Consider the following 14,516-nt stretch of genomic DNA (forward strand, 5'->3'; position numbering starts at 1 on the left):
ACCTAAAGACTTTCTAAATAAGTAAGAACATTTCTATTAATTCGTTCGTGAATATGAGTTGTATCTGCCTTTACGAAAGGTTCTCCGGTAATATGCTCATATAGCTCAATATAACGTTCAGATACAGATTCAATATATTCATCGGTCATTTCAGGAACGGTTTGTCCTTCTAAACCTTGAAAGTTATTGGCAATCAACCATTGCCGTACAAATTCTTTAGAAAGCTGCTTTTGAGATTCGTTTTTGTCCTGTCTTTCCTGATATCCATCCGAATAAAAATATCTTGAAGAATCAGGAGTATGAATTTCATCAATTAAAACTATTTCACCCTCTTTCGTTTTTCCAAATTCATATTTGGTATCCACTAAGATCAATCCTCTTTCCGCAGCAATTTCAGTACCTCTTTCAAAAAGAGCATACGTATACTTTTCAAGCATTGCATAATCGGCTGCTGAGACTATGCCCTTACTTAGAATATCTTCTTTCGAAATATCTTCATCATGATCACCCATTTCAGCTTTTGTTGCAGGGGTAATAATTGGGGTGGGAAATTTATCATTCTCCTTCATCCCCTCAGGCATATCAACTCCACAGAGTTTTCTTTTACCAGCTTTGTATTCTCTAGCAGCGTGACCTGATAAGTATCCACGAATAACCATTTCAATTTTAAAAGGTTCACAAGCCACACCCACTGCTACATTAGGATCCGGCGTAGCTGTTAGCCAATTAGGCACAATGTCTTTTGTTGCCATCATCATTTGGGTCGCAATCTGATTTAAAATCTGACCCTTATAAGGAATTCCTTTTGGCATTACCACATCAAATGCAGACAACCTATCAGTTGCGACCATAACCAACAAATCGTTTTCGAGGGTATATACAGATCTTACCTTGCCCTTGTAGACATTCTTTTGACCTGGAAAATTGAAATTAGTTTCGTAAATAGTATTATTTGACATGTTTTATTTTAATTGTGGTGTTCAATAGTTTTATAGGCAGCAATAACTTCCTTAACGAGCTTATGACGAATTACATCCTTATCATCTAAATAAATTACCTCTATACCTTCTACATTCTGTAAAATCAAAAGAGCCTCTTTTAGTCCCGAAATTGTTCTTCTCGGTAAATCTATTTGACCAGGATCCCCTGTAATTAAGAATTTGGCATTTCTACCCATACGGGTAAGAAACATTTTCATTTGTGCATGGGTGGTATTCTGTGCCTCATCTAAAATTACAAATGCGTTATCTAATGTTCTACCACGCATAAATGCCATTGGGGCAATCTGTATGGTTCCATTTTCAATATAATGTACCAATTTCTCAGCGGGTATCATATCTCTTAGCGCATCATACAATGGCTGCATATAAGGATCAAGCTTTTCCTTTAAATCTCCAGGTAAAAATCCTAGATTCTCACCAGCCTCAACAGCAGGTCTAGTTAAGATTATTTTTCTTACTTGTTTCTCTTTTAAAGCTTTTACAGCAATGGCAACACCAGTATATGTTTTACCAGTTCCTGCTGGTCCAATGGCAAAAACCATATCGTTCTTTTTTGAGGCATCTACCAATCTTCTTTGATTGGCGGTTTGAGCTTTAATTAAACGCCCACTTACACCATGAACCAAAGTCTCTCCACTAATCTTAGATGATTTAATTTCATCATTATTAGAAATGGTTAAAATTCTTTCGATACTATTTTCATCCAACTTATTGTATTTAACATAATGCTGGGTTAACATATCAAAACGTCTTTCAAATTCTTCTAGAAGTTCTTCATCACCAAAAACCTTAATTTTATTGCCTCTAGCAACAATCTTAAGCTTCGGAAAATACTTTTTCAATAAATCTATGTGTTCATTTTGCTGCCCAAAAAACTCTCTTGGGCTTATTTCGGTAAGTTCTAGAATAATTTCGTTCAAACAGTCAGTTTTAATAAGATTTATAGATAGCGAAGTTTAGTTTCTAATCGCTGATTTTTGTTTAATTTTGTATATCAAATTTAAGCAAATTTTAAGTTTGACTAACCAAAAACATATCAACATTGCTGTATGGCAATCATCACCCTAACCACAGATTTTGGACTAAAAGATCACTTCGTAGCTGTATTGAAAGGCTCTATTTATAGTGAACTACCCGATGCAAAAATTGTTGATATTTCACATGACATCATGCCATTTAATATTCAAGAATGTGCATACATCCTTTCAAATTCATATAAAAGTTTTCCAAAAGGCACTATCCATATTGTTGGGGTAGACTCCGAAGAGACTCCAGACAACAAACATATCGTAGCTTTGGTCAATGGTCACTATTTTATAAGTGCTAATACCGGTGTCATTGGTCTCATTACTTCCGAAATGACTCCGGAAAAAGTAGTTGAAATTAATTTACCAGATTCCATCGCAAATTCCTTCCCTGTTCTAAATGTTTTTATTCAAGTAGCTTGCCATATTGCCCGTGGCGGAACCCTTGAAATTGTGGGGAAACCTTTTACAGAATTAAACGACCTTAGAGAATTCTCGCCAAGAATTGTTGAGGATGGAAAAAAAATTATTGGAAGTGTTATCTATATTGACAACTATGGTAATGTAATTACAAATATTCGCAAAAATCTTTTCGACGCTTATCGTAATGGCAGAGATTTTAAACTTTTGGTGCGAAATCATAAGATCAGTAAAATTCACAAAGCTTACAATGATTTTATAGATTATAGCATTGATAAAAACCAAAGAAAGAGTGCTGGTGATTTACTGGCAATTTTCAATTCTTCCAATTATATTGAATTAGCTATTTACAAAAGCAACCTTACAACCGTTGGTGGTGCCTCTACCCTATTGGGGCTTGAATACAGAGACACTATAATGGTAGATTTTGAATAGAATTTCACGGAAGAATTAAATCGTAAATGAAGCGTTTTAATCTAATCTCCGACGAATTCAAAAGTTAATAACTATTTTACATATTTTGAATTAACAAGCTTTGTCTAGCAATAACAAGTGCTGCAGTTCAACCTTATGCTACATAAAGTGTTAATAAGTTTGTTTCCTTAAAAAGGCCAATTAAAATATCTTTGTTGGTATATAAATCTACCAATACTAAGGAGTTTAATCTTACGGTTCTAAATTACTTTAGGAATAATATCAATAAAAATTAAAGAATGAAATTTATAGTTTCAAGTACCTATTTGTTGAAGCAACTTCAAATTTTAGGAGGTGTAATTAACAACAGTAATACATTACCAATCTTAGATAATTTTTTGTTTGATTTAAAAAAGGACAAACTAACTGTTTCTGCTTCTGATCTAGAAACAACCATGAGTTCAATTATTAAAGTAGATTCAGATACTGAAGGCACTATTGCTGTACCGGCTAGACTCCTTCTAGAAATGTTGAAAACTTTCCCTGAGCAACCACTTACTTTTGTGGTTGAAGATAATAATACTGTAGAAATTAGTTCTAATCACGGTAAGTATGCATTAGCATATGCCGATGGAGCTGAATTTCCAAAAGCGGTCGAACTATCAAGTCCAAGTTCAACAACCATACTAGGAGATATATTGGCAACTGCGATAAACAAAACAATTTTCGCAGCAGGTAATGATGATTTAAGACCTGTAATGAGCGGTGTGTTTTTTCAATTTTCAACTGAAAATCTAACTTTCGTTGCTACTGACGCACATAAATTAGTAAAATATCAACGTACTGATGTAACTGCAAGCCAAGTAGCAGAATTTATTATGCCAAAAAAACCATTAACCTTATTAAAAGGAATATTGGCGGGCAGCGAATCTGATGTATTGATTGAATACAATGATAGTAACGCAAAATTTAGTTTCGAAGAAACGGAATTAATCTGTAGATTAATTGATGGTAAATATCCAAATTACGAAGCGGTAATACCAAAAGAGAACCCAAATAAACTTACCATTGCTAGAAATCAATTTTTAAGTTCCGTAAAAAGGGTTTCAATTTTCTCTAATAAGACAACACATCAAATTCGCTTAAAAATAGCTGGCGCAGAATTAAATATATCTGCAGAAGACATTGATTATTCTAATAAGGCGGAGGAAAGATTAACGTGTTCATACCAAGGTGATGATATGCAAATCGGCTTTAATTCAAGGTTCTTAACCGAGATGCTAAATAATTTGAATTCTGATGAAGTTACTTTAGAAATGAGCTTGCCAAATAGAGCTGGTATTCTTACCCCTTCGGATGGTTTAGATGAAGGTGAATATGTTACTATGCTGGTAATGCCGGTTATGCTAAATAACTAATACTAAAGTTTGGATAAAAAAAAGGTGCAGTTGAATATTCAACTGCTCCTTTTTTTTTGCCTTTTTTTGATCTATTACGAGATAAACCTAATTGTACCAAAATAGCTTGGCGACTCACCATTACTTGCTTTTACCGCATTTACGACTGGCATCACTATCGATAAAACACCTGCAAAAATTAATAATAAGATTCCAAGTCCGAATAACAATATCCCAGGAATACCAATAATTACATATAAGATTAAAGTTAGTTGAAAGTTAACGACCGATTTACCGTGCTCTTCCATACCAACAACCGAATCTTTAGTGGTTAACCAGATGACCAAAGGCACTAACAAACCGCCAAACCCTGTAATAAAATCTAAGTATTGTGAGAGATGAGTAATGACCAAAAGATTACGATCCTCACGTAACGCTACACTATTATTTACTAGTTCCATTTTTGATTGATTTTAGATGAATACTATAAATAAGACGCGTAAAAGTCAATTTTGTTACAAATTATGTGCTACTACATTTTTCGTTTAAGCCTTTTAAGTTTCTCTTGATCCTTCATTACCTTCATTTGGATCTTAACAATTTTATCATCCATTTTCTGAATATCCACAGGTGATAAAGTACCTTTTAATTTTCCTTTTTCAAGCTGGTTTTGCAATTTCTCTATTTGCTTTTCTTGTTTTGAAATAGCTTTAGATTTTGAATTAACTTGTTTTTTAATCTTCTCTTGATTTTTTAAATCCTTAGCTTGTTTTTTTTCCTTCTTAGCTTTGGCTTCAGATTTCCCTACCTTCCTTTTAACCTGTTCAAGTTCATTTTGTTGTACAACTGTATTTTCAATAGTTGATTCATTAGAATCATCTTGAGCTTTTCCAATAATACAAGTAAAAGCAAACACTAGCAATACAAATAATTTCTTCATCAAATTTTATAATTTTATAACATGTAAAATTACTATTTAATTGAATACTGCAAGTAATTTGGATTCTAAATAAGGATGTAACACCAGCTAATAAATGATTATTTTTGCGACATGATTCCAACAGATACTATAATAGCGCTTGCAACCCCATCAGGTTCTGGAGCTATTGCTATAATAAGACTTTCTGGACCAAAAGCAATTTCAATTGCATCACAACATTTTGAATCTATTTCAGGAAAAGTATTAGGGAAACAAAAAAGTCATACCATACATTTAGGTTATATAAAAGACAGCTCAGCGGTTTTAGACCAAGTATTGATTTCCATCTTCAAAAATCCACATTCGTATACTGGTGAAGATATCATTGAAATTTCTTGTCATGGATCCCATTATATTCAACAGCAAATAATTCAATTATTTCTTAGAAATGGTTGTAGAACTGCAGATGCCGGTGAATTCACTTTAAGGGCATTTTTGAATGGTAAGATGGATTTAAGTCAGGCCGAAGCCGTTGCCGACCTTATTTCTAGTGATAATGCAGCAAGCCATCAGATTGCTATGCAACAAATGCGTGGTGGATTTAGTAATGAAATTAAAAACCTGCGAACAGAACTTCTCAACTTTGCCTCTCTTATCGAACTTGAACTAGACTTTTCTGAAGAAGATGTAGAATTTGCAGATCGTACACAGTTTAAAGAGTTGCTAACACGTATTCAAAAAGTTTTGAAAAGCCTTATTGATTCGTTCGCTGTAGGAAATGTGATAAAAAACGGAATCCCAGTTGCGATTGTTGGTGAACCTAATGTAGGTAAATCTACGCTACTCAATGCATTTTTGAATGAAGAACGTGCGTTAGTATCAGACATTGCTGGCACTACTCGCGATACTATTGAAGATGAAATAGCAATTGGAGGCATCGGATTTCGATTTATAGACACTGCAGGAATACGTGAAACAGAAGATGTTATAGAAGGCATGGGTATTAAAAGAACATTTGAAAAAATAGAGCAAGCCCAAGTTATCCTATTATTAGTTGATGGTTCAAAGCTTCTTACTGACAATCAAAAACTAAAAAACATTGCAGTAGAGTACGAAAAAATCAAGAATCAAAATCCTCAGAAACCATTAGTTCTGCTAATAAACAAAGCCGATACCCTTTCAGAAGCAGATAAAGAAATTATAGGGCAGCATTTAAACAACATTAATTACCTCTCTGCCAAAACTGGTGAAGGAGTGGAAGCGTTAAAAAATAGCCTTTTAGAATTTGTTAATACCGGTGCACTGCGCAACAATGAAACCATAGTTACGAATACCCGCCACTATAATTCTTTACTTAAAGCTTTGGAAGAAATTGAAAAAGTACAAATTGGCATGAAGGAAGATCTTTCAAGTGATCTCATGGCTATTGATGTACGTGAAGCTTTGTATCACTTAGGAGAAATTACTGGTCAAGTAACCAATGATGAACTGTTAGGCAATATCTTTGCTAATTTCTGTATCGGGAAATAGATTCCAATTTTATTTGGTTTCATTTGTATTCAAATAACTGTAAATCAAATATTTATAAAAAATATAATTTCTTTACTTTTCCTTTTTATTCTAATTTTATTACTTTTATTGTGTCTCATGTGTGTCGCTTAATTAAATGAGACGCAAAAAATGTGTCTCATGATAAAGGTTCATCTTAGGAAGAAAAAACTAAAAACTGGAAATTTTAGTCTGTATATAGAATATTATAAGGGCGTACAGACTCTAGAAAATGGAAAAACAAAGCATTTGAGGGATTATGAATACCTCCAACTTTATTTGAAAGAAAATCCAAAGTCGGCTGCTGAAAAAAAGAAGAATCAAGAACAACTAGAACTTGCGGAGCAAATATTGGCAATACGAAAAGCCGAAGTTTATCAAGGCAGATATAACATTCAAAATGACAAAAAAGGGAAAATAGGTTTTTTAGACTTTTATGAGCAAAAGAAAGAAGAACGCTACCAGACCAAAGGCAACTATGACAACTGGGATGCCGCACAAAAACACTTAGAGGCGTATTGCCCCAAGCACATCACACTCAATGATGTGGATGTCGATTTCATCAAGGGTTTTAAAAAACACCTTGATACAGTGGCTGTAACAAAAAGCCTCAAGAAGCTATCCCAGAATACGAAGCATACCTATTTCAATAAATTCAAAGCTTGCCTTAATGCTGCCTTCGACGAAGGATACCTTCTAGAAAACTTAATGAAAAAGGTTAAGGGTTTCTCTATGGGAGAGTCCACTCGAGAATACCTAACCTCTGACGAGCTACAAAAATTGTCAAACACCCCATGTAAACTCCCTATCCTGAAACGAGCTTTTCTATTTTCAGCATTAACAGGCATTCGATGGTCCGATGTCAATAAATTGAAATGGTCTGAAGTTCGAGAAGAAGGAATTGATGAGAATGGTATTCCCATTCTTCGGATTGTGTTTAAGCAGAAAAAAACGGATGGCGTTGAATATTTATATATTTCTCAACAAGCCAGGGGATTTTTAGGAAAAAGAATGGAGCCTAAGGAAAGAGTTTTCAAAGGACTGCGATATAGTGCACACATGAATCTGCAATTGCTTCGATGGTGCATGGATGCCGGAATAAGTAAGCATATCACCTTCCATTCTGCAAGGCACACCAATGCTGTTTTACTTTTAGAGAATGGTGCGGATATTTATACCGTGTCTAAACGTCTAGGCCATCGAGAAATAAGAACTACAGCAATCTATGCAAAAATCATCGATAAAAAGATGAAGGAGGCTGCGAACCTAATTCCCAAGTTGAATTTAAATATTGATTAATGGATGGGTTAAAACTTTATAATTAACCTAAAGTGTCCCACAAAAGGTAAATTAACAATAATAATAAAAGAGACCAAGAATTAGACTTTTAAAGAAATGGCTATTCGACAATTTGAAAATAAACCATTATATGGCCCTTTTTAGGGTCTAACAAATCTGTTGTCGCCATTAAGTATATCAATAGAAAGATCCTTTAAATTCATAAATAGATAAAGATCCTCATAAGTTACATGGAACTACTTACTAAAGCTACCTAATCGATATTAAGGTTATTATTTAAATCTTAATATTTGATTAAGGTCTTTAACCTTTCATTAATCTTTTTGATTTTTCCTTAATCCCTAGGTAAGATTAATGCCGTTACATTTGCTTTCAAGTTGAGTTTGTTAAGATGTTGTTTAAGTGGCATCGATAATACTAGTAAAATGACCGGCCAACTTTGGTCGGTCATTTACAATAAACAGTCAATCTAAAAACCAATTCCTAAAATGACCGGACAACTACATTTATGCTTCCGTTACAAACGAAAGACTCAGAGGGATTTAAATATCTTGACTTTATTAATATTTACAATTGCCTTCGCGCGTGGACAGACCCCTACCGATGCCCTAATGATGCCATCCAAGAATATATGCATTCTTTTAAATTATGATGCCGGTCAGTTTGATCGTTATTGGGAGGGAGAGAATTTAAGAAGAAACGAGACTATTGCCACGGTCCATCGCACGACCATTTTACCCATGGCCGCTGTAGGCATTTTTGATGATCTCAATTTTTATATCGGGCTACCCTACGTTAAGACAAAATCATCTGAACCTAACGGGGGTCGTTTTGAAGGGGCGAAAGGTTTTCAAGATCTACTGTTTGCCCTAAAATATAGAGCCTTGGAAAAATCAATGGGCTCTGGTAGATTATCCCTTTTCACGACAGTAGGCTATTCCACGCCAGCCACCAATTATCTGTCGGATTATATGCCCTACAGCTTGGGCTTTGGAGCCCCAGAATTTTCCCTTCGTGGCATTGCCCAATATCAACTTGACAATGGCTTCTATGTACGCGGAATGGCAGCTCATTTATGGCGGGGCTACACTGAGGCAGAGCGTGATTATTATTATAATGGCGGCAGTTATTATACCGCGTTAATGGACGTGCCGAACGCATGGAACTTTGAAGCGGTACTTGGTAAATGGTTTATGAACAATACATTAAAAATAGAGTTTAATTATACCGCCCTAAAATCGACAAGTGGTGACAATATAAGGGCCTACAATGCGGCACAACCCACAAACAAGGTGAAATTTGATAGACTTGGGGTTTCTGTCCAATATTATTCCCCCGATCTTAAAGGTCTGGGTATAGTAGGATATTACAATAATGTCGTAAACGGTATGAATACGGCGAAGATCAGCAATGTAGGGTTAGGCCTGACCTATCAATTTAATTTTATCAAAAACACAAACAACGAACAAGATGCGCAATAAACTAGTTATACCATTTATTTTCATTTGTGGCTTGGTTGCATTCGTTTCCTGTGAAAAGGATCTGCCCACCTATCTGGAATATAAGGATTACTCCTTTGCAAGTACCGATGAAAATGGCGGTACATGGAAACCTATTTTGATCGATGAAGGTGCAGCAATTCCCATTGAAGCTCCGGAAGGAATTTCATCGGCAAGCTATCAGGCGGAAATTTTGGACTTAAAGACTTCAATGGCTGAAATCAATGCCCCACAAAGAAAGGCATTGGCCTACTGGGGCAATAATGCCGTGGTTAGATGGAACGAAATTGCCCTGGAACTTATTGCTAAATATAACCTTATTCCCGGTCCAAATGATGACGGCACGTACACGCTACCCAACCCAAACAACCCTAACGGACCGCCAGGTTTTCCATTTGCACATCCGCCCTATGCCTCTAGGGCATTGGCCTATCTTTCCGTAGCACAGTTCGACGGGTTGATATCCGCATGGCATTATAAATATTTGTATAATAGGGCTGCTCCTTATCAACAAGATGGCTCCATTGTCTATGCATATGAGCCAAACGACATTCCTTCATATCCATCCGACGGTGCGGTCTTGGCAAGAGTGTCCAAAAAAGTACTGTCGGCCATGTTTCCCTTGGAGAATGAATATTTACAAAAAATGGAGGAGGAACATTTGCAAAGTCTTTTACTTTCCGGAGGTAATGTTCCCAGTGATATTTCTGCCGGTACCGCCATTGGGGATGAAATTTCCATTTTAGCTTTGGCCCGGGCGGCCGGTGATGGCATGAAAAATGCACAGGCGCCTAAAGCGGTTTCAGACTCTATTAAGGCGGCTGCCTTTGAACGATTTGGCTGGCAGTGGGATAATCTTGAGGTCCCGGTGCGCCCTGTGGGACTTACCCCGTTATTTGGAAAAGTTAGGATGTGGAATGTCGCAAATGTCGAGGATGTACGTCCTATTCCACCTCCGGCACTCGATTCTGAGGCCTATTTAAAAGATGTTGTCATCTTAAAGGAATATGCCGATAATATGACCGAGGAAAAAAGAATAATTGCCAATTTCTGGCAGGATGGTTTGGGCACCTATACACCTCCTGGACATTGGAACCGTTTTGCCAATGAGTTTATGGTAGAAAGCAAAATGAATCCATTACGATCGGCCAGGACTTTGGCCTATATGAACATGGCCATTATGGACTCGGGCATCAGCTGCTGGGATGCCAAATATTATTACCACTATCCCAGGCCCATACAAATGATAGAGGGTTTCAAGACCATTGCGGGTACGCCCAATTTCCCAAGTTATACTTCGGGCCATAGCGTATTCTCCGCAGCTGCATCAGAAGTTCTAGCCTATATCTTTCCTGAAAAGGCAACGTTAGTGCGTGGTTGGGCAGAGGAAGCAGCCATTTCAAGGGTATACGGTGGAATCCACTGGACATTTGACGCAACCGTGGGAACGGACCAAGGCAGGGAAGTCGCCAAATTTACCGTTGATATCGCTAAATTGGACGGAGCCAATTAGATATCATTTGAATTATTAGAAAATTATTTTGAGAAGGATATAATTGATATTGGAAACTGTATTCAGTATTTTTTAAATCAACTTTACATTTTATGAAATTAAGAAGAAGGATACCATTTTTATTTTTTGTTTTACTTTTTATCCAATTACAAGTAGTTGCCCAGATTACGGTTACTGGGAAAGTTATTGAAGAAGGGAATAACGAGCCACTTATGGGGGCACAAATTGTACTGGAGAATGGAAGTGGGGCTATAACCGACAGGAATGGCAACTTTTCATTTAATTTAAAGGCCGGCAACTATGCTGGTACAGTTAATTATTTGGGCTATGAAAAAAAAACGATTACCATCACCATCAATACCCAAAATCTTGAACTAGGCGCTATCCCGCTCCAATTGAGCAATACGACTTTAGATGAGGTCATTGTAAGTGCCTCTCCCAAAAGTTTTAAAGATGAATTCAAGGGAAGTAACTTCCGCATTACTCCAATTGCACTTAAAAATAGTAACCCTCTAAGTACGGAAGAAATGCTCAGAACCGTTCCGGGAGTTAATATCGTTGGGGATATGGGGCTGTCCAACCGTCCCAACATTAGTATCCGGGGTTCATGGGGCAGGCGTTCCAAAAAAGTTTTGCTTATGGAAGATGGCACTCCGTCCGCACCGGCGCCGTATATTGCTCCAGGCGCTTACTACAATCCAGTAAGTGACCGTATTACCGCCATAGAAGTATATAAAGGAGCGGATTTGCTCCGTTATGGCCCCAACAATATGTATGGCGCCATCAACTATATTACCGCCCTGCCTCCTCAGAAGCCTGAGTTGAGAGTAAAGTTGATCGGAGGACAACGCAATTACAGAACAGGTTTGATTTCATATGGTGGTACCTGGAACAATCTTGGGGCATTGGTAGAAGGAGTGTATAAGAAATTTGATGGGTTTACGGATAACTCATCGGTTGAAGTATTGAACTTGAACGCTAAAGTATTTGCCAAACTCTCCGATAACCAATCGCTTTATTTTAAAGTTAGCGCTCAATCGGAAGACAATCAAGCCTCTTTAAGTTCGCAAACCCCTTTTACATTTGATACTGATCCTACCCAAAACCCTTTAGATGCAGACCAGTTTACCATGAGAAGGTATGGGTTGGATATTATCCACAAATGGTTGCCCGTAGAAAATTTAAGCTTTACTTCAAAAGTATATGCAAGTGACTTTGAACGTGATTGGTGGCGACAGACCACCGCCAAAATCAAAGCCTCCGAAGTTCAAAATTATGTTGGCGATGCCATTTTTAACGACCGGTACAGTTATTTGAACGGACGAAACTATGACGAGGAAGATTATGTGATCGTGGGTAGAGTTAACAATGGAAGGGAAAGCACTACGGACAGCCGTTGGACCTATACCGTATCAGGGGTCAAAGAAACCATGGACTACGAATGGAAAGCCTTTGAAAAAGGACAGCATTTGGAAGCTAGTTTTAATCTGCACAGCGAAACGTTCAAGGACCGTTTTCTGGTTGCCGACAGCAGCCGTTGGGCAAGAAGTGGTCGCGCCACTACTGATTTATGGTATCGACTTTGGTCTGCCAATGGGTTTATACGGAACGAATTCAATATTGGAAAATGGGGTATTACCCCAATTCTCCGCTTTGAGCATGTAGACATGTATCGCCAAGATTTGATTGCCGTAGCTCAAGATCCTAATATCAGTAGTACCGAAGAAGGTCGGGAACCAAACGTGTATACCCAATTCCTGCCGGGAATTACGTTGGATTATCAAACAAACTATGGTGAATTCTACGGTAGCATTTATGAAGGAATGATTGCACCCTCCAAAGTTTTTGGATTTTTGGTGGAACAAGACGGTATTGTCACCAATCCGCTTGCCGGGCAAAGTATCAATATTGACCCAGAATTAAGTTGGAACAGGGAAATTGGGTGGCGCGGAGATGTATTCGATAAGCGCGTCGATGGCCAATTCACCTACTTTAACAACACCAGCCGTAATTTCTATGCCGGCGGAAGAAATGAAGTTTTTCAGGAATTGGGAAAAATAAATGTACAAGGCCTGGAAGTGGCTTTGGGTGTTGAATTATTGAACAAAAACCAACATCAGTTCAGACTTGTAGGAAATCTTAATCTCATGCGTTCCAAAGTATTGGCCGGTAAATTAGAGGATAAAGACCTCTTTTCGCAGGTCATCCACAATTCGGCCACCCAAAATGAATATATCAATACCGTAAATGCCAATAGAAACGCTTATGAAATATATGTTTCGGACGGTTTAGGTGGTGAAACCTTGTTAACGGACCAGACCGTTGAACCATCCACATTCCAAAATATCACTAAAAGTGTTATCCAATTTGGTGACCAGGGGATAGTTGATGCAGAGGCTCCCTATACACCCATGAGTACTACCAATGTTGGACTGAATTACGATTATAAAAAATTATCGCTAGGGCTAAGTGGTAATTTTGTGAGTACACAATTTACTGAATTTCACAATTTCAGTAACGAATCCGCTGATGGGGCCATTGGAAAACTTCCTTCGTACCATACATTTGATGCTTTTGTGAACTATGACTTTGTTATTGGTGACAATGTTCATATGAACGCTTTTATCAATGGAAAGAACATCACCAATGAAATTTACAGGGCTTCGCGTTTAAACCGTGCTACTTCGGGCATATTTGGAGGTGGTTTTTGTCAGTTCATTTTTGGGGTTAACATAAGAATATAGCCAAAAAGCCTTGTCTAGAGAAGATATTATAACCTATTGAACCAAAAATTAAATTTTGGGCGTTGGTTCCAATTTAGAAATTTCCGACTTAGCGGATTTGATCATTTATTTAAGTTGTTGATTCTTTTGTCTAAATCTAGCCGTCTTTAGTTCAAATCTTATTCATTTGATCAATCGCTGGCAGTACTCCCGTCTAGTAATAATTGGTAATTGACATATGGCATTAGCGTAGATATCGTCCAAACCAAATAACGGACTACAATTGGACGTTCTAACCTTAAAAAAAAGTAGTTTTTTAATCATGTTAAATACCTATTTGTAGCTTAAAATAAATACCACAATAAGCTTGCCATTATTTGATATACATCAAGTAGTGGATAAGTCTTATGAATAAAGGTATTAGCATCTTAGTTTTAAGAAACCAACCTTTTCCGGGACAATACAATAAAACTACTTTCTGATGAATAGATTTTTACATTTTAAGTAATGGAATACTTAAACAAATGGCACATTTTGGATTAATCCAAATGGGTCATTTGCCTTTTAACAACACTTATTTTCTCGATAATTAAATTTTCAATTGTTGATAACTCAAAATTCTTCTTTTTTTACAAAAATCAAATGGTCTCATTTGAATCGTTTTGAAACCAAATGAAATTATCCAAATTTTATTTGCTTCGATTTGCATTGATTTATCATAAGTAATTGTTTATCAATATTTTGTGAATAAAAACATG

General features: G+C 36.8%; 11 protein-coding genes. 7 read left to right on the forward strand and 4 right to left on the reverse strand.

The genetic code is table 11. The annotated features are described in order from the left end of the window. Positions 1–2: 2 nt before the first annotated feature. Positions 3–959: a phosphoribosylaminoimidazolesuccinocarboxamide synthase gene (locus tag AACZ49_RS11065; protein ID WP_339654608.1), complete on the reverse strand. Its 957-nt coding sequence runs from the start codon at positions 957–959 to the stop codon at positions 3–5. A gap of 8 nt (positions 960–967) precedes the next feature. Further along, complete coding sequence (locus AACZ49_RS11070; RefSeq protein WP_339654611.1) at positions 968–1,921, reverse strand: PhoH family protein; 954 nt, start codon at positions 1,919–1,921, stop codon at positions 968–970. A gap of 129 nt (positions 1,922–2,050) precedes the next feature. On the opposite strand from AACZ49_RS11070, the gene AACZ49_RS11075 reads away from it, so the two are divergent. Continuing rightward, on the forward strand, positions 2,051–2,881 hold the full coding sequence (locus AACZ49_RS11075; RefSeq protein ID WP_339654613.1) for an SAM-dependent chlorinase/fluorinase: 831 nt from the start codon (positions 2,051–2,053) through the stop codon (positions 2,879–2,881). Positions 2,882–3,159: 278 nt separating this feature from the next. After that, the gene (gene dnaN, locus AACZ49_RS11080; RefSeq protein WP_339654615.1) at positions 3,160–4,278 is read left to right on the forward strand and encodes a DNA polymerase III subunit beta; all 1,119 of its coding nucleotides are present in this window, start codon (positions 3,160–3,162) and stop codon (positions 4,276–4,278) included. 74 nt (positions 4,279–4,352) lie between these two features. Here the strand turns inward: dnaN and AACZ49_RS11085 are convergent, their stop codons facing one another. Then, entirely contained in the window at positions 4,353–4,718 is a 366-nt protein-coding gene (locus AACZ49_RS11085) for a DUF4870 domain-containing protein (protein WP_339654617.1), read from the reverse strand. 71 nt (positions 4,719–4,789) lie between these two features. Beyond that, positions 4,790–5,197 (reverse strand): hypothetical protein, encoded by a 408-nt coding sequence (locus tag AACZ49_RS11090; protein WP_339654619.1) that lies wholly within the window; start codon positions 5,195–5,197, stop codon positions 4,790–4,792. A gap of 111 nt (positions 5,198–5,308) precedes the next feature. Between AACZ49_RS11090 and mnmE the strand changes: the two genes are divergently transcribed. From mnmE to AACZ49_RS11115, 5 genes are all read left to right on the forward strand, one after another. Then, the gene (mnmE, locus tag AACZ49_RS11095) at positions 5,309–6,706 is read left to right on the forward strand and encodes a tRNA uridine-5-carboxymethylaminomethyl(34) synthesis GTPase MnmE (RefSeq protein ID WP_339654621.1); all 1,398 of its coding nucleotides are present in this window, start codon (positions 5,309–5,311) and stop codon (positions 6,704–6,706) included. Between the two features lie 162 nt (positions 6,707–6,868). Further along, positions 6,869–8,023, forward strand: a complete 1,155-nt coding sequence (locus AACZ49_RS11100; RefSeq protein WP_339654752.1) for a site-specific integrase — start codon at positions 6,869–6,871, stop codon at positions 8,021–8,023. A gap of 551 nt (positions 8,024–8,574) precedes the next feature. Next, complete coding sequence (locus AACZ49_RS11105; RefSeq protein WP_339654625.1) at positions 8,575–9,504, forward strand: transporter; 930 nt, start codon at positions 8,575–8,577, stop codon at positions 9,502–9,504. Continuing rightward, positions 9,494–11,035 (forward strand): phosphatase PAP2 family protein, encoded by a 1,542-nt coding sequence (locus AACZ49_RS11110; protein WP_339654627.1) that lies wholly within the window; start codon positions 9,494–9,496, stop codon positions 11,033–11,035. The genes AACZ49_RS11105 and AACZ49_RS11110 overlap by 11 nt, the downstream gene beginning before the upstream one ends. 92 nt (positions 11,036–11,127) lie before the next feature. Further along, positions 11,128–13,779, forward strand: a complete 2,652-nt coding sequence (locus tag AACZ49_RS11115) for a carboxypeptidase-like regulatory domain-containing protein (protein ID WP_339654629.1) — start codon at positions 11,128–11,130, stop codon at positions 13,777–13,779. The last annotated feature ends 737 nt before the right edge of the window (positions 13,780–14,516 follow it).

Origin of the sequence: uncultured Maribacter sp., assembly GCF_963975365.1 — a bacterium.
Classification (GTDB): domain Bacteria; phylum Bacteroidota; class Bacteroidia; order Flavobacteriales; family Flavobacteriaceae; genus Maribacter.